Source organism: Streptomyces sp. NBC_00252 (assembly GCF_036187565.1).
In the GTDB taxonomy this organism is placed as follows: Bacteria; Actinomycetota; Actinomycetes; order Streptomycetales; family Streptomycetaceae; genus Streptomyces.
Genome location: NZ_CP108087.1, coordinates 3,329,621 through 3,346,097, shown reverse-complemented (window position 1 = coordinate 3,346,097; position 16,477 = coordinate 3,329,621). Strand labels below are relative to the sequence as shown.

9 protein-coding genes are annotated in these 16,477 nt (G+C 70.1%); 1 reads left to right on the top strand and 8 read right to left on the bottom strand.

Annotated features, from left to right (window positions below; genetic code table 11):
* Nucleotides 1-70: 70 nt before the first annotated feature.
* The 3 genes from treS to OHT77_RS14185 all read right to left on the bottom strand — a co-directional run bounded on the left by treS (nt 71) and on the right by OHT77_RS14185 (nt 5,298).
* Nucleotides 71-1,771 carry a maltose alpha-D-glucosyltransferase gene (gene treS, locus OHT77_RS14195; protein WP_328828738.1) on the bottom strand — a complete coding sequence of 567 codons (1,701 nt, stop codon included), beginning with the start codon at nt 1,769-1,771 and terminating at the stop codon, nt 71-73.
* Nucleotides 1,768-3,867, bottom strand: a complete 2,100-nt coding sequence (locus tag OHT77_RS14190; protein WP_328828737.1) for an alpha-1,4-glucan--maltose-1-phosphate maltosyltransferase — start codon at nt 3,865-3,867, stop codon at nt 1,768-1,770. The genes treS and OHT77_RS14190 overlap by 4 nt, the downstream gene beginning before the upstream one ends.
* 219 nt (nt 3,868-4,086) lie before the next feature.
* The gene (locus OHT77_RS14185; RefSeq protein ID WP_328828736.1) at nt 4,087-5,298 is read right to left on the bottom strand and encodes a S8 family peptidase; all 1,212 of its coding nucleotides are present in this window, start codon (nt 5,296-5,298) and stop codon (nt 4,087-4,089) included.
* Nucleotides 5,299-5,520: 222 nt separating this feature from the next.
* Here OHT77_RS14185 and OHT77_RS14180 point away from each other — a divergent pair, with 222 nt between their 5' ends.
* Nucleotides 5,521-8,145: a glycosyltransferase family 1 protein gene (locus OHT77_RS14180; protein ID WP_328828735.1), complete on the top strand. Its 2,625-nt coding sequence runs from the start codon at nt 5,521-5,523 to the stop codon at nt 8,143-8,145.
* 75 nt (nt 8,146-8,220) lie between these two features.
* Here the strand turns inward: OHT77_RS14180 and OHT77_RS14175 are convergent, their stop codons facing one another.
* The 5 genes from OHT77_RS14175 to OHT77_RS14155 form a co-directional block, all read right to left on the bottom strand.
* Nucleotides 8,221-8,730 carry a DUF1990 family protein gene (locus OHT77_RS14175; protein WP_328828734.1) on the bottom strand — a complete coding sequence of 170 codons (510 nt, stop codon included), beginning with the start codon at nt 8,728-8,730 and terminating at the stop codon, nt 8,221-8,223.
* 82 nt (nt 8,731-8,812) lie between these two features.
* Nucleotides 8,813-10,468: a M4 family metallopeptidase gene (locus tag OHT77_RS14170; protein WP_328828733.1), complete on the bottom strand. Its 1,656-nt coding sequence runs from the start codon at nt 10,466-10,468 to the stop codon at nt 8,813-8,815.
* 257 nt (nt 10,469-10,725) lie between these two features.
* Nucleotides 10,726-12,753: a M4 family metallopeptidase gene (locus OHT77_RS14165; protein WP_328828732.1), complete on the bottom strand. Its 2,028-nt coding sequence runs from the start codon at nt 12,751-12,753 to the stop codon at nt 10,726-10,728.
* Nucleotides 12,754-12,963: 210 nt separating this feature from the next.
* Nucleotides 12,964-14,730: an ABC transporter ATP-binding protein gene (locus tag OHT77_RS14160; RefSeq protein WP_328828731.1), complete on the bottom strand. Its 1,767-nt coding sequence runs from the start codon at nt 14,728-14,730 to the stop codon at nt 12,964-12,966.
* Complete coding sequence (locus OHT77_RS14155; RefSeq protein WP_328828729.1) at nt 14,727-16,439, bottom strand: ABC transporter ATP-binding protein; 1,713 nt, start codon at nt 16,437-16,439, stop codon at nt 14,727-14,729. The genes OHT77_RS14160 and OHT77_RS14155 overlap by 4 nt, the downstream gene beginning before the upstream one ends.
* Nucleotides 16,440-16,477 lie beyond the last annotated feature (38 nt).

The following is a 16,477-nucleotide window of genomic DNA, read 5'->3' as shown; positions in this document are numbered from 1 at the left end:
CACTGTTGCGTGCCCCCGGCGGGGCGGAAGAAACCGAAACCGCCCCACCCCACCGGGATCCAGCAAGGAACTAGGCGGCTTCCTTGCGGAGCCTGAACCAGTAGAAGCCGTGCCCCGCCAGCGTCAGCAGATACGGCAGCTCACCTACGGCCGGAAAGCGCACCCCGCCGAACAGTTCGACCGGATGCCTCCCATTGAACGCCCGCAGGTCCAGTTCCGTCGGCTGCGCGAACCGGGAGAAGTTGTTCACGCACAGCACGAGGTCGTCCTCGTACTCGCGCAGGAACGCGATCACCGCCGGATTGGACGACGGCAGCTCCCGGTACGAACCCAGTCCGAAGGCCAGGTTCTGCTTGCGGATCTCGATCATGCGGCGCGTCCAGTGCAGCAGCGAGGAGGGCGACGACATCGACGCCTCGACGTTGGTGACCTGGTAGCCGTAGACGGGGTCCATGATGGTCGGCAACGACAGGCGGCCAGGGTCACAGGACGAAAAACCTGCGTTGCGATCCGGTGTCCACTGCATCGGCGTGCGCACGGCGTCGCGGTCGCCGAGCCAGATGTTGTCGCCCATGCCGATCTCGTCGCCGTAGTAGAGGATCGGCGAGCCGGGGAGCGACAGCAGCAGGGCGGTGAACAGCTCGATCTGGTTGCGGTCGTTGTCCAGGAGCGGGGCCAGCCTGCGCCTGATGCCGATGTTGGCGCGCATACGCGGGTCCTTCGCGTACTCGGCCCACATGTAGTCGCGTTCCTCGTCGGTGACCATTTCCAGGGTCAGCTCGTCGTGGTTGCGCAGGAAGATGCCCCACTGGCAGCCGGACGGGATCGCCGGGGTCTTGGCCAGGATCTCCGAGACGGGGTAGCGGGACTCCCGGCGGACCGCCATGAAGATGCGCGGCATCACCGGGAAGTGGAATGCCATGTGGCACTCGTCGCCGCCGCTCTGGAAGTCGCCGAAGTAGTCGACGACGTCCTCGGGCCACTGGTTCGCCTCCGCCAGCACCACCGTGTCGGGGTACTGCGCGTCGATCTCCTTGCGCACCCGGCGGAGGAACTCATGGGTTGCCGGAAGGTTTTCGCAGTTGGTGCCCTCGGCCGCGAACAGGTACGGGACCGCGTCGAGCCGGAAGCCGTCGATGCCCAGGTCCAGCCAGAACTTCAGCGCCGAGAGGATCTCTTCCTGCACGGCCGGGTTCTCGTAGTTGAGGTCCGGCTGGTGGGAGAAGAAGCGGTGCCAGAAGTACTGCTTGCGGACGGGGTCGAAGGTCCAGTTGGAGGCTTCGGTGTCGACGAAGATGATGCGGGCGTCGGGGTACTGCTTGTCGTCGTCGGCCCACATGTAGTAGTCGCCGTAGGGTCCGTCGGGGTCTTTTCGGGACTCCTGGAACCACGGGTGCTGGTCGCTGGTGTGGTTCATGACGAAGTCGATGATGACGCGCATGCCCCGCTGGTGGGCGGAGTCGACGAACTCGACGAAGTCGGCGAGGTCGCCGAATTCGGGGAGTACGGCGGTGTAGTCGGAGACGTCGTAACCGCCGTCGCGCAGCGGTGATTTGAAGAAGGGGGGCAGCCAGAGGCAGTCGACGCCCAGCCACTGGAGGTAGTCGAGTTTGGCGGTGATGCCCTTGAGGTCACCGACGCCGTCGCCGTTGCTGTCCTGGAAGGAGCGGACCAGGACCTCGTAGAAGACGGCGCGTTTGAACCACTCGGGGTCCCGGTCCTTGGCGGGAGTGTCCTCGAAGGTGTCCGGGACGGGCTCGTTGAAGATCATATTGTGGGTGACCCTCCGATCTGCGGGGACGGTCGCAGGACGGTGAGGATGTGTGCGGGCCGGTTGCCCGGTTCCAGGCGCACATAGTTGGCCCTGCCCCAGTGATAGGTCTCACCGGTGAGCTCGTCGCGCACCGGCACCGACTCGTGCCATTCCAGGCCGAGTTGCGGCATGTCCAACGAGACCGTGGCCTCCTGGGTGTGGTGCGGGTCGAGGTTCGCGACCACCAGAACCGTGTTCGAACCGCTCCGCTTCGAGTACGCGATCACCGCCTCCTGATCCACATGGTGGAAGTGGAGGTCACGCAGCTGCCGCAGCGCCGGACTGTGGCGCCGGATGTCGTTGAGCCTGCCCAGCAGAGGCGCGATGCTCCGTCCTTCCCGCTCGGCCGACGCCCAGTCACGGGGCCGGAGTTGGTACTTCTCGGAGTCGAGATACTCCTCGCTGCCGGGCCGCAACGGGGTGTTCTCGCACAACTCATACCCGCTGTACACCCCCCAGGTCGGCGCAAGAGTCGCCGCGAGCACCGCCCGTAGCTCGAAGGCGGGCCGGCCGCCCTCCTGGAGGAACTCGTGCAGGATGTCGGGGGTGTTCACGAAGAGGTTCGGCCGCATGTAGGCGGCCGCCTCGCCCGACAGCTCGGTCAGGTACTCGGTGAGTTCCTGTTTCGTGTTGCGCCAGGTGAAGTAGGTGTACGACTGCTGGAAGCCGATCTGCGCGAGCGTGTGCATCATCGCCGGCCGCGTGAACGCCTCGGCCAGGAAGATCACGTCCGGGTCGGTGCCGTTGATCTCCGCGATCACCCGTTCCCAGAACACGACCGGCTTGGTGTGCGGGTTGTCCACGCGGAAGATCCGCACCCCGTGGTCCATCCAGTGCCGCAGCACCCGGACGGTCTCGGTGATCAGGCCGTCCATGTCCCGGTCGAAGGCGATCGGGTAGATGTCCTGGTACTTCTTCGGCGGGTTCTCCGCGTAGGCGATCGTCCCGTCCGGGCGGTGGTGGAACCACTCCGGGTGCTTCTCCACCCAGGGGTGGTCCGGCGAGCACTGCAGCGCGAAGTCGAGGGCGATCTCCATGCCCAGCTCGGCGGCCCGCGTGACGAACGCGTCGAAGTCCTCCAGCGTGCCCAGCTGCGGGTGGATCGCGTCGTGCCCGCCCTCCGGCGAGCCGATCGCCCAGGGGACGCCGACATCCTCACGCCCCGCGGAGAGCGTGTTGTTCGGGCCCTTGCGGAAGGTCGTCCCGATCGGGTGGATCGGCGGGAGGTACACGACGTCGAAGCCCATCGCCGCGATCCCGTCCAGCCGTTTCGCGGCCGTACGGAAAGTGCCGTGAGGCTGCGCCGGAGTGCCCTCGGAGCGCGGGAAGAACTCGTACCAGGCGCCGTAGAGGGCCCGCTCCCGCTCGACCAGGAGGGGGCGGGGCTCGGCGGCCGTGACCAGTTCCCGCAGCGGATACCGGGCGAGGACCTTGTCCACCTCCGGGGTCAGCGCGGCGGCGAGCCGGGACATCGGCGGGCGGGTCTCGTCGCGGAGGGCGGTGACGGCGGCACGCAGGACCGGGCGCAGGCCCTTGCCCTTCGGTACGCCGGTGATGGCGCGTTCGTACAGCCGCGCGCCCTCCTCCAGGACCAGGTCGGTGTCCATGCCGGCCGGGATCTTGATCCGCGCGTGGTGGCGCCAGGTGGTGACCGGGTCGCTCCAGGCCTCCACGGTGTACGTCCACCGGCCTGGTGCGCCGGGTGTGACGGTGGCGCCCCACCGGTCGGAGCCGGGGGCGAGTTCCCGCATCGGGGTCCAGGGGCCGGGGCGGCCGTCCGGGTCGTACAGGACGGCGTTTGCGGCGACCGCGTCGTGGCCCTCGCGGAAGACGATGGCCGAGACCTCGAACGCCTCACCGGTCACCGCCTTGGCGGACCGGTGGCCGTGCTGGACGACCGGCCGGACATCGAGGACGGGGATGCGTCCGATGCCGGGCGATGTACCGTCCGCGGAGGGTGGCTCCGGGGCGGGTGGTGCCGTGCCGACGGGGCGCACGGGGGGCGTGGCCGTGCCGGATGTCGTGGGTGGTGACGAGTGGTGCGTGGCGGGCATGACCGCTCCTGTCCGCGTCAACGTGGGTGTGGGCGGATGGATGTGGGGAGGTGGGTCCTGCGAAGAAGATCCCGTGGTGCGTCTGGGGGCGTACCGGTGGAGCCTTCCCACCCTATTCGTGTTAGCAATCCGGCAGGTTGCTAACTACTTACGCGCAGATCTCCACAGAAAGATCCGGCCCCGTCCAGGGCGAACAGGGCCGGAGCCGTCACTCCCGCACTACGACCGCGGTACTTGCAGAAGTTTGTCCGGCGAACCGGGCCCCGCACCGGACACCTTGCCGGAAACCGCCCCCGCGACAAGACCCGCGGAGACCTGCGCGGGGGTGGCGTGCGGGTGAACGGCGAGATAGACGGCCGCCGCTCCGGCCGCGTGCGGTGATGCCATCGACGTACCCGAGTAGGTCGCCTTCCCCGTGTCACTGGCATAGGACGCGGAGGTGATCGAGACCCCGGGGGCGAACAGGTCGACGGCCGGCCCGACATTCGAGAAGGCCGCCCGGGCGTCGTTCCGGCCGACGGCGCCGACCGTGACGGCCTCCTTCACGTCCGCGGGGGAGTACAGGCCGGCCGACAGCCCGTCGTTGCCCGCCGCGACCGTGTAGGTGACACCGGAGGCGATCGAGTTGCGTACGGCCGCGTCCAGCTGGGCGTTGTGGTGGCCGCCCAGGCTGAGATTGGCGACCGCGGGTTTGTGCGCGTGCCGGGTGACCCAGTCGATGCCCGCGATGACCTGCGAGGTCGTACCGGCTCCGGCGTTGTCGAGGACGCGTACGGCGACGACCCTGGCCTTCTTGGCGACGCCGTACGTGGTGCCGGCGATCGTGCCGGCGACGTGGGTGCCGTGGCCGTTGCCGTCCTGGGCGGTGGCGTCGTTGTCGACGAAGTCCCAGCCGTAGGCGGCCCGGCCGCCGAAGTCCTTGTGGGTGACGCGGATGCCGGTGTCGATCACGTACACCGTCACGCCGCTGCCCCCGGAGGCCGGCGAGGTGTAGCTCCTGTTCAGCGGCAGGCTCGGCTGGTCGAGCCGGTCGATGCCCCAGGACGGCGGATCGTGCTGGACACGGCTGCTGCTGTCCAGGGTGACGCGGGTGTCCTGCGCGACCGAGGCGACCCGGGAGTCGGCGGCGAGGAGCCGGGCCTGTCTCTCGTTCGCCTCGACGGCATAGCCGTTCAGGGCCGTGCCGTAGGTGTGGCGTATTTTCGCCCCGTACTTCTCGGCGAGGCCCTTTCCGGCGGCCGACGGAGCCTTCGTTCCCCCCTTCAGCGTCACCACATAGCTGTCGCTGACGGAACCGGGTGCTCCGGCACCGAGTACGGTCCCCTCCGGTGCGGCGTGCGCGGGCAGGGTGATGGCCGAAAACACCACGACTGTGGTGACCGCGGTCAGGCCCCCCGCCCGGCGCAGACGCCGCGTACGCGTCCGTGCCATGTCGAGTTCCCCTCCTTCAACTCTCCACAGGGCAGCCTCTCGTGAGGCGCGAAGCACCACAAGGGCGCATGAGGGCGCCTTTTCAGTACATGCCGGTTCAACTTCTTCGGCGGGGAGCTGCGGGCGAAGCACCCAGCGAGCGCGACACCATCCCCGGTACCGTCGTCACACACGACGACACACATTGCCGTGTGTCATCCAGCGAAGCGCCGAGGTGGAGCTGTGAAGGCGATCCGTCGATTCACCGTCCGTCCCGTTCTCCCCGAACCCCTCCGACCTCTCAGCGATCTGGCGCGCAATCTGCGCTGGTCCTGGCACGCCGACACCCGCGATCTCTTCCAGTCCGTGGACCCCGAACGCTGGGCCGCCTCGGAACGCGATCCCGTACGACTCCTCGGCAGCGTTTCCGCCGAGCGCCTCACGGAACTGGCCGAGGACAGCCGGTTCCTCCGCCGGCTCACCGAGGTCGCCGGAGACCTCGCCGACTACGTGGGCGGTGACCGCTGGTACCAGACCCAGGCCGCCGAGCGTGAACTCCCCGCCGCCATCGCCTACTTCTCACCCGAGTTCGGCGTCACGGCCGCCCTGCCCCAGTACTCCGGCGGCCTCGGCATCCTCGCCGGCGACCATCTCAAATCGGCCAGCGACCTCGGCGTACCGCTGATCGGCGTCGGACTCCTGTACCGGCACGGCTACTTCAGGCAGTCGCTGTCCCGGGACGGCTGGCAGCAGGAGCACTATCCGGTCCTCGACCCGAACGAACTCCCGGTCGCGCTGCTGCGGGAGGAGGACGGCTCCCCGGCCCAGGTCTCCCTCGCGCTGCCCGGAGGGCGTTCGCTGCACGCCCGGATCTGGCTCGCGCAGGTCGGCCGGGTCCCGCTGCTGATGCTCGACTCGGACGTCGAGGAGAACGACCTCGGCGAGCGAGGAGTGACCGACGTGCTCTACGGCGGCGGCAGTGAACACCGGTTGCTCCAGGAGATGTTGCTCGGTATAGGGGGTGTGCGGGCGGTCCGGACGTACTGCAGGCTGACCGGTCACCCCGAGCCCGAGGTGTTCCACACGAACGAGGGGCACGCGGGCTTCCTCGGCCTGGAGCGGATCGCCGAACTCTGCGACGCGGGGCTGGACTTCGACGCCGGCCTGGAGGCGGTGCGGGCCGGCACGGTCTTCACCACGCACACCCCCGTACCGGCCGGAATCGACCGTTTCGACCGGGAGTTGGTGGCCCGGCACTTCGGTCCCGAGGCCGAACTCCCGCGCATGGACGTCCAGCACATCCTGAGCCTCGGCATGGAGACCTACCCGGGCGGCGAGCCCAACCTGTTCAACATGGCCGTGATGGGCCTGCGGCTGGGTCAACGGGCCAACGGCGTCTCGCTGTTGCACGGTCAGGTGAGCCGCGAGATGTTCTCCGGACTCTGGCCGGGCTTCGACCCCGAGGAGGTGCCGATCACCTCCGTGACCAACGGGGTGCACGCGCCCACCTGGGTCGCCCCCGAGGTGTTCCGGCTCGGCGCCCGGCAGATCGGCGCGTCCCGCACCGAGGACGCGCTGACGGTGGGCGGTTCGGACCGCTGGGACGCGGTCGCGGAGATCCCGGACCAGGACATCTGGGAGCTGCGCCGCGAGCTGCGCGAGCAGCTGGTCGTGGAGGTGCGGGAGCGCCTGCGCGCGTCCTGGCGCCAACGCGGCGCCGGATCGGCCGAGTTGGGCTGGATCGACGGTGTCCTCGACCCGGACGTCCTCACGATCGGCTTCGCGCGCCGGGTCCCGTCGTACAAGCGCCTGACGCTGATGCTGCGTGACCGGGACCGGCTGATGGATCTCCTCCTGCACCCGGACCACCCCATCCAGATCGTGGTGGCGGGCAAGGCGCACCCGGCGGACGACGGGGGCAAGCGGCTGGTGCAGGAGCTGGTGAGGTTCGCGGACGACCCGCGTGTCCGGCACCGCATCGTCTTCCTGCCCGACTACGGCATGGCGATGGCGCAGAAGCTCTACCCCGGCTGCGACATCTGGCTCAACAACCCGCTCCGCCCGCTGGAGGCCTGCGGCACGAGCGGGATGAAGGCGGCCCTGAACGGCTGCCTCAACCTCTCGGTCCTGGACGGCTGGTGGGACGAGTGGTTCCAGCCGGACTTCGGCTGGTCGATCCCCACGGCGGACGGCACGGGCACCGATCCCGACCACCGGGACGACGTGGAGGCCGCGGCGCTCTACGACCTCCTGGAGCAGCGGGTCACCCCGCGGTTCTACGAGCGTGGTCAGGACGGGCTGCCCGACCGCTGGATCGAAATGGTCCGCCAGACACTGACGTTGCTCGGCCCGAAGGTCCTCGCCGGGCGCATGGTCCGCGAGTACGTGGAGCGGCTGTACGCCCCGGCCGCGCACGCCCATCGCGCGATGACCCCGGACGCGGCGCGTGAACTCGCCGCGTGGAAGGGGCGGGTGCGGGCCGCCTGGCACGGGGTGACCGTCGACCACGTGGAGACGTCGGCGGCCACGGCCACCGCGGAGCTCGGTACGACGCTCAACCTCCGGGTGCGGGTGGGGCTGGCCGGTCTCGCTCCCGATGACGTGGAGGTGCAGGCGGTCTCGGGGCGGGTGGACCCGGAGGACCGGATCGGGGACGCGGTGACGGTGCCCCTGAAGCCGGTCGGGGGTCCTGACGCGGAGGGGCACTGGTTGTACGAGGGGCCCCTTGAGCTCGATCGCACCGGGCCCTACGGGTACACGGTGCGGATTCTGCCCGCGCACCGGTTGTTGGCGTCCGGGGCGGAGCTGGGGCTGGTGGCGGTGCCGGTGGATGACGGGGTCGAAGGTGCCGGGGTGTTGATGCGCTAGCTCTTCGGCTGCCGGTCCGTCATGGCTGGTCGCGCGGTTCCCCGCGCCCCTTGGGGGCGCGGGGCGTCCCCCCTCTCACACCTCCGAATACGGCGCGCAGATCTGGCGCAGGGTGCTGCCGATCTTGCGGGCGTACGCGTGCTGCAGGCCTCTCGTCGCCGGGCCGCCCATGCGGGCGTACCACTTGGTGGCCCGGCTGAAGGCGGAGACCGTGAGCCAGACCGTGCCGTCGCCGGTGCGGTCGACCACGAAGGACTCCTCGCCGGATTCGGGGTGGCCGGGGAGGGTGCCGTAGGCCCAGCCCGCGCGGCGGGGTTCCTCGAGGGTCCAGACGACGCGGCAGGGGGCCTTGATGAGGCCGGCGAGGGTGATCGTCACGTCCACGCCGGGGGCCGCTTTCTCCGCGCTCGCCTCGATGCCCATGCCCAGCTCGCGGTGGAGTTCCCAGGTCAGGACCGCTTCGGCGGCCCGGCGGAAGACCTTCTCGCCCTCGCCGAGACGTGTGCGCACATACAGGGGATGGAAACCCGGGGGGCAGAAGCCGCGTTCGCGGGTCGCGCCGACGTCGTCGTACGTGAAGGACATGGGACCCAAGAGTAGGGCGGTACCCGGAGCTGCCTTCGCTCCGGGTACCGCCCTCGCGCCTAGCGTGTCAACTCGGCCTGCGTCAGTTGACGTTGACCGCCGACCAGGCCGCCGCCACCGCGTTGTACTCGGTGGAGCCGGAGCCGTAGAGGGCCGCCGCCGCGCTGAGGGTGCCGGTGCGGGCGCCCGCGTACTTGGTGGTCGACGTGAAGTACGTCGTCAGCGCCTTGTACCAGATCTGCAGCGCCTTGGCGCGGCCGATGCCGGTGACCGTGGAGCCGTTGGACGTCGGCGAGTTGTAGCTCACGCCGTTGATGGTCTTCGCGCCGCTGCCCTCGGACAGCAGGTAGAAGAAGTGGTTGGCGACGCCCGACGAGTAGTGGACGTCGAGGTTGCCGACGGTGGAGGACCAGGAGTCCTTCGAGCCGCCGTCCTTGCTCGGCTTGTCCATGTAGCGCAGCGGGGTGCCGTCGCCGTTGATGTTGATCTTCTCGCCGATGAGGTAGTCACCGACGTCGCTGCTGTTGTTGGCGTAGAACTCCACGCCGGTGCCGAAGATGTCCGAGGTCGCCTCGTTCAGGCCGCCGGACTCGCCCGAGTAGTTCAGGCCCGCGGTGTTGGAGGTGACGCCGTGGCTCATCTCGTGGCCGGCCACGTCGAGCGAGGTGAGCGGGTGGTTGTTGCCCGACCCGTCGCCGTAGGTCATGCAGAAGCAGCTGTCGTCCCAGAACGCGTTCACGTACGAACTGCCGTAGTGCACGCGGGAGTAGGCGCCGACGCCGTTGTTCTTGATGCCGCTGCGGCCGAACGTGTTCTTGTAGAAGTCCCACGTCTCCTGGGCGCCGTAGGCGGCGTCCGCGGCGGCGGTCACGTCGGTGGTGGAGCTGGACGCGGTGCCGGTGCCCCAGGTGTTGGTGGTCTGGGTGAAGAGGGTGCCGGTGCCGGACGTCCCGTGCTTCAGGTTGTACGTCTTGTGGCCGCCGCGCGTGGCGTCGGTGAGGCTGTACGTCGTGCCCGACAGGGTCGTGTCGAGGCTGACGGTGCCCGAGTACAGGGTCTTGCCGGTGCCGGTGGCGTTCTCGATGCCCTGGTACTCGAAGAGCTTCTTGCCGGTGGCCGCGTCGGTGATGACGTGCAGCTGGTTCGGGGTGCCGTCGTCCTGGAGGCCGCCCACGACGGTCTCGTAGGCGAGGACGGGGGTGGCGCCGCCGGCCCAGATGACCTTGCGGGCACCGTCGGCGGCGGTCTTGTCGGAGCCGGCGGCCTTCGCCGCGGTCAGCGCCTGCTTCTCGGCCTTGGCCGTGGAGATCTTCGGCGTGACGGTGGCCACCTTGATGGCCGCCTGGTGCGCCTTGGTGACTCCCTCGGTCTTCCCCGACGGAGCGGTGTGGACGACCAGGTCGCCACCGAGGACCGGGAGGCCCGCGTAGGTGCGCTCGTAGCGGGTGTGCACCGTGCCGTCGACGTCCTTGACGACGTCCTTGACGACCAGCTTCTCCTTGGTGCCGAGGCCTATCTGCTGTGCGGTCTCGGGCGCGGCCGCCTGCTTCTCCTTGACCAGCGCGGTCCGCGCGGAGTCGGAGAGCAGCTGCGGGGCAGCGGCGAGGGGGGCCGCCTTGCCCGCGGCGGGCTGGGCGGAGGCACCGGTGGTGACACCGGTGGCGAGCAGGGCTCCGGCGGCGACCGCGGTGGCGATGGCCAGAGTGGTGCGCTTGTGACGCGCGTAGAGGGGGGTCACGCAAGCTCCTCTGTGGGGGAGTCCGGCAGTGTGGGGTTACTGACCGGAGCGGGTTGTGAATTGGCTGTGCTGAAGCGGCGTGAGGGAAGAGTGGCATCAGGGGCGCGTACATGTCAGGACCCCAAAGTGATGTTGGCTCAAAATCGACTGTCCGGTGAACGTTGCTGCAATGTAAACGCCCATAACAGAACGCCGCCCCGGAGTTGAAACCCCGGGGCGGCGACTGGTTCGTGCGGCCTGAAGTGGACGGCTGGATTTTACGGGAACGTAAGCTTCCAGCTGTTGATGTAGCCGGTGTCCTGTGCGGCCACGTCCTGGACCTTCAACTTCCATACGCCGTTGGCGACTTCGGAGGACGCGTTGACCGTGTAGGTCGCCTGCACGTTGTCCGCCGAGTCGGACGAGCTGGAGTTCTTCAGGCGGTACGTCGATCCGTCCGGGGCGACCAGGTCGATCACCAGGTCACCGCGCCAGGTGTGCACGATGTCGACCGAGACCGAGAGGTTCGACGGGGCGTTGCCCGTCCGCCCGGACACGGTGACCGACGAGGTGACGGCCGGCCCGTTGTCCGGGATCGACACGTCGGTGGTGTTCTCGAACGACGTGCCGCCACCGCCGCCGCCACCGGAGCGCGCACCGACCGCGACGGCCGCCCACGCGTCCTGCACGGCCTTGTACTCGGCGCCCGTCGTCCCGTACAGCTCACCGGCCGCCGCGAGGGTCCCGGTGCGGGCCGCCGCGTAGTTGGTGGTGGACGTGAACTTCGTGGTGAGCGCGCGGTACCAGATCTGCAGGGCCTTGTCCCGGCCGATGCCGGTGACCGGAAGCCCGTCCGAGGTGGGCGAGTTGTAGCTGACGCCGTTGATGACCTTGGCGCCGCTGCCCTCGCTCAGCAGGTAGAAGAAGTGGTTGGCGATGCCCGACGAGTAGTGCACGTCGAGGTTGCCGACACCCGAGTACCAGCTGTCCGCGGAGCCGCCGTCCTTGCTCGGCTTGTCCATGTAACGCAGCGGCGTGCCGTCGCCGTTGATGTCGATCTTCTCGCCGATGAGGTAGTCGCCCACGTCGGTCGAGTTGTTGGCGTAGAACTCGACGCCGGTGCCGAAGATGTCGGAGGTCGCCTCGTTCAACCCGCCCGACTCACCGGAGTAGTTGAGCCCGGCGGTGTTGGAGGTGACGCCGTGGCTCATTTCGTGCCCCGCGACGTCGAGGGCCGTCAGCGGGTCCGCGTTGCCGGAGCCGTCGCCGTACGTCATGCAGAAGCAGCTGTCGTCCCAGAACGCGTTGACGTACGAATTCCCGTAGTGGACACGGGAGTAGGCGCCGACGCCGTTGTTCTTGATCCCGGTGCGGCCGAACGTGTTCTTGTAGAAGTCCCACGTCTCGGCGGCGCCGTAGTGCGCGTCGGCGCCGGCCGTCGCCGCGTTCGACGTGGTGCCGTTGCCCCAGGTGTTGCTGGTCTGCGAGAACAGCGTGCCGGTGCCGGACGTCCCGTGGTTCAGGTTGTACGTCTTGTGGCCGCCGCGGTCGCCGTCGGTCAGGGTGTAGTTCGACCCCGACTGGGTGGTGGTCAGCGGGACCGAGCCGCTGTACTGGGTGTTGCCGGTGCCGGTGGCGTTCTCGATGCCCTGGTACTCGTAGAGCTTCTTGCCGGTGGCCGCGTCGGTGATGACGTGGAGTTCGTTCGGGGTGCCGTCGTCCTGGAGGCCGCCGACGACGGTCTCGTAGGCGAGGACGGGCTTGCCGCTCGCCGCCCAGATCACCTTGCGGGCGGAGTCCGCGGCCGACTTGGTGGAGCCGAGGGCCTTGGCGCGGGAGACGGCCTGCTTCTCGGCGGCGCCGGTCGTGACGCTCGGGGTGAGGTCGGCGACCGCGATGGTGGCGTTCGTCGCCTTGACGACACGCTCGGTGGCACCGGACTTGGCGGTGTCGACGATCAGGTCGCCGCCGAGGACGGGGAGTCCGCCGTAGGTGCGCTCGTAGCGGGTGTGGACGGTGCCGTCGGCGTCCTTGATGGCGTCACGCGCGACGAGCGCCTCCTTGGCGCCGAGGCCGATGTCCTTGGCGGTCGCGGCCCGCGCCGTGTCGGCGTCGCGGATCAGCTCGGCGCGCTGCGAGGGGGAGAGCGAGAGCGCCATGTGCGCCGGATTCCCCTTGCTCGCAAGGGGTTTGGCCGGAGCGGCGGAGGAGGTCGCCCCGGCCTGGACGGCCACGGCGAGCAGAGCGGTGACGCCGGCTGCGGCGACTATGTGGGAGGTGCGTCTGCGCGAGGAATTGCTTCTCAACACTGACTCCTTCGAGACGGTCGCGGATCGCGCGACCTGGGGAGATCACAGGGATCACAGTGATCACTGGGGTGAAACTGTGGGGTTGCTGTGAAGCGCCAGAGGGAAGAGTGGCAGCAGCCCGCGCTTTCTGTCAGGAGCGCGTCAGGAACTTGGCCGGAATTCGTTCGTTGTCCGGATGTTCATGTTCGCTATACGAACTAGTGGTGGCTAAGGGCGGGCCGGCGGGTCCCCGTGCCACGAGTTCCACAGTGCCGCGTACGCCCCCTCGGCCGCCACCAACTCGTCGTGCGGGCCGAGTTCGGTCAGGAGGCCGTTCTCCATGACCGCCACCCGGTCCGCGTCGTGGGCGGTGTGCAGACGGTGCGCGATGGCGATGACGGTACGGCCCTCGAGCACGGCGGCCAGGGCGCGCTCGGTGTGCCGGGCGGTGGCCGGATCCAGCAGTGCCGTCGCCTCGTCCAGGATCAGGGTGTGCGGGTCGGCCAACACGACACGCGCCAGCGCGAGTTGCTGAGCCTGCGAGCCGTCCGTCGCCCGACCGTCCGCGCCCAGGCGGGTGTTGAGACCGTCCGGCAGCTCCCGCACCCACTCCTCCGCGCCGACCGCCGCCAACGCGGCCCACAACTCCTCGTCCGTGGCGGCCGGTTCGGCGATCAGGAGGTTGTCGCGGACCGAACCCAGGAACACGTGGTGCTCCTGGGTCACCAGCACCACCTGGCGGCGCAGCGTCTCCGGCGCGAGACCCGAGACCGGCACCCCGCCCACGGTCACCGTGCCCTCGGTCGGCGCGTCCACCCCCGCCAACAGACGGCTCAGCGTGGTCTTCCCGGCACCGGACGGACCGACCACCGCGAGCCGCTCACCCGGCCGCACGGTCAGGTCCACACCGTGCAGCACCTCGCCGCCGCGCTCGTACGCGTACCGCACACCGGTCACGTCGATCCGGTCGTCCGCCGGGGCCGGGGCATCGCCGTCGCCCTCCGCGCGGGGCGCCGCGGCCAGCCCCTCCACCCGCGCGAACGAGGCCCCGCTGCTCTGGAGTTGCTCGATCCGCATCAGGATCTGGTCCAGCGGCTCGGTGAACTGCCGCAGATACAGCGCCGCCGCGACCACCGCGCCCACGCCGACCGCCCCGCGCCCGTGCAGCCAGCCCCCGACGAGCAGCACACCCGCCACCGGGATCGTGTACGACACCTCGACCGCAGGGAAGAACACCGTCCGCAGGAACAGCGTGTACAACCGGGTCCGCAACGCCGTCCGCAGGGTGTCCCGGCTCGCGGTCACCCGGCGCTCCTGAAGCCGGAACGCCTCCACCGTACGAGCCCCCGCCACGGTCGCCGTCAGGATCTCGGCGACCTCCGAATTGGCCGTGCCCTCCGCGAGATAACCGTCCCTGGCCCGGCGCAGATACCAGCGCAGCGCGAACCACACCGGCGTCAGCCCCAGCACCCCGAACAGCCCGAGCAGCGGGTCCAGCACGAACACCGCGCCCATCACGAACAGCGCCTGCACCGAGTTGACCAGCAGCTCCGGCCCCACATCGCGCAGGGTCGTCCCCACGATCGCCACGTCCGCCGTGCCGCGCGCGGTCAGGTCACCCGTCCCGGCCCGCTCCACGACCGACGCGGGCAGCGCCAGCGCCCGGTCCACGAAGTCCTCCCGGACCCGGGCCAGCGTCCGCTCCCCGAACCGGTGCCCCACGTACCGCGCCCACCGCGCCAGCAGCAACTGGGCCAGCGCGCACACCACGATGACCAGCGCCAGCCGGTCCACGACGCTCACCCCGGCCCCGGCCCGCACCTCGTCCACGATCCGTCCGAGCAGCCACGGCCCGGCCAGTCCGGCCCCGGCCGCGAGCGCGTTCACCACCAGCACGACGGCGAAGGCCCGCCGGTCCGCCCGCACCAGCCGCAGCGCGGCCCGCCGCACGTCCGCCGGTTCCGCGACCGGCAGTTGACCATTGTCCTTCGTCACCGTACGACCTCCTCCGCGTCCGCGTCCCGGGCCACCAGCGCGCGGTAGCCGGGTTCCTCCGCCAGCAGCCGGCGATGGCCGCCGCTGGCCGCGACCTTGCCGTCGACCAGGTAGTGCACGGTGTCCGCGTGGTCGAGGACCAGCGGGGACGTCGTCGTCACCACCGTCGTACGGCCCGACCGCTCCGCGTGCAGCCGCCGCGCGACCGCCGCCTCCGTGTGCGCGTCGAGCGCCGACGTCGGCTCCACCGCGAGCAGCACCTCCGGCTCGGCGAGCAACGCCCTCACCAGCCGCACCCGTTGGCGCTGCCCCCCGGACAGACTCCGGCCCTGCGCGGCCACCGCCGAGTCGAGACCCTCCGGCAGCCCCTGCACGATGTCGTCGGCGGCCGACGCGTGCACGGCCCGCGCCACCGCCTCCGCCGGCCGCGACCGCCGCCCGGACACCACCTCCGTCAGCGGCCCGGCGAACAGGTCCGCCTCGTTGTCGGCGACCAGGATCCGCGCCCGCACCTGGTCCAGCGGAATCGCGTCGAGCCGCACCTCGCCCCAGGTCGCCACCGACGGCGCGTACCGCCCGAGCCGGTCCACCACGGCCAGCGCGTCCCCCGGCCGCGCCCCCACCAGCGCGGTCAGCCGCCCCGGCACCACCCGCACCCCCGAATCGGGGTCGTGCAGCACGGCCGGCTCGGCGGGCGCGTCCAACTCCCCGCTGTCCGCAGCCGGTTCGAGCCGCAGCAGTGCCACGACCCGGCGCGCGGCCACCACGCCCCGGCTCAGCTCGTAGACCATCTGGATGAAGAAGGCCACCGGCCCGATCAGCACCGCGACATAGCCGTACACCGCGACCAACTCGCCGATGCTCAACTGTCCTTGGGCCGCGAGGCGGGCCGCGAGCCAGGTCACCACGGCGAGGAACAGCGTCGGCAGCCCGACCCCGATCGCCTGCACCCAGCTCGCCACCGCGCCCACCCGGTACCCCTGCGCCCGCAGTCGCTGCGAGTCACCGCGGAACGCGTCCGCGAACAGCCCCTTGCCGCCAAGGCCGTTGAGGACCCGCAGGCCACCCGCGAGATCGCCGATGCGCGCGGTCAGCACGCTCTGCCGCTCCCGGTACTCCGTCTCCACGCTCTGCAGCCGCAGCGTCAACGGCCCCGCGAGCAGCGCGATCACCGGCACACCCAGCAGCACCACGGCGGCCAGCGGACCCGAGATCGACAGCAGCACGCCCGCGACCACGCCGTAGACGACGAGGGCACCGAAGCCGGGGCCCACGACGGTCAGGGACTGGGCGATCGTCCACACGTCGCCGACGCCGGTGGTGATCACCTCACCGGCGCGCGCCCGGCGCTGGAGCACCGCGCCCAGCCGGACCGACTGGCCGACGATCAGCTTGACCGTGCGGAAGTTGGCGTCGATCCGGACCCGGGTCATCGTGCGGTGGCGCATGATGCTCAGCCACGAGTTGACCGCGCCGACCACGAACAACGCCCCGGTCCACCAGGCCAGCGGACCCATGCGCCCCGGCACCAGGCCGTCGTCGACCGCGCGGGACATCAGATACGGCGCCGCCGCCATCAGCACCATCCACACGCTCGACAGCAGCGCCCCGGACACCGCGCGCCCCGGCTGCCGCCGCACCAGCCACCACAGAAAACGCCAGCCGCCCCGACAGTCGGGAGTCCCGGGATCCTCGTACGCGTCGATCATGTGCCTCCTGCCCGGGCTGCCGAGCGGGGGCAGGCAGC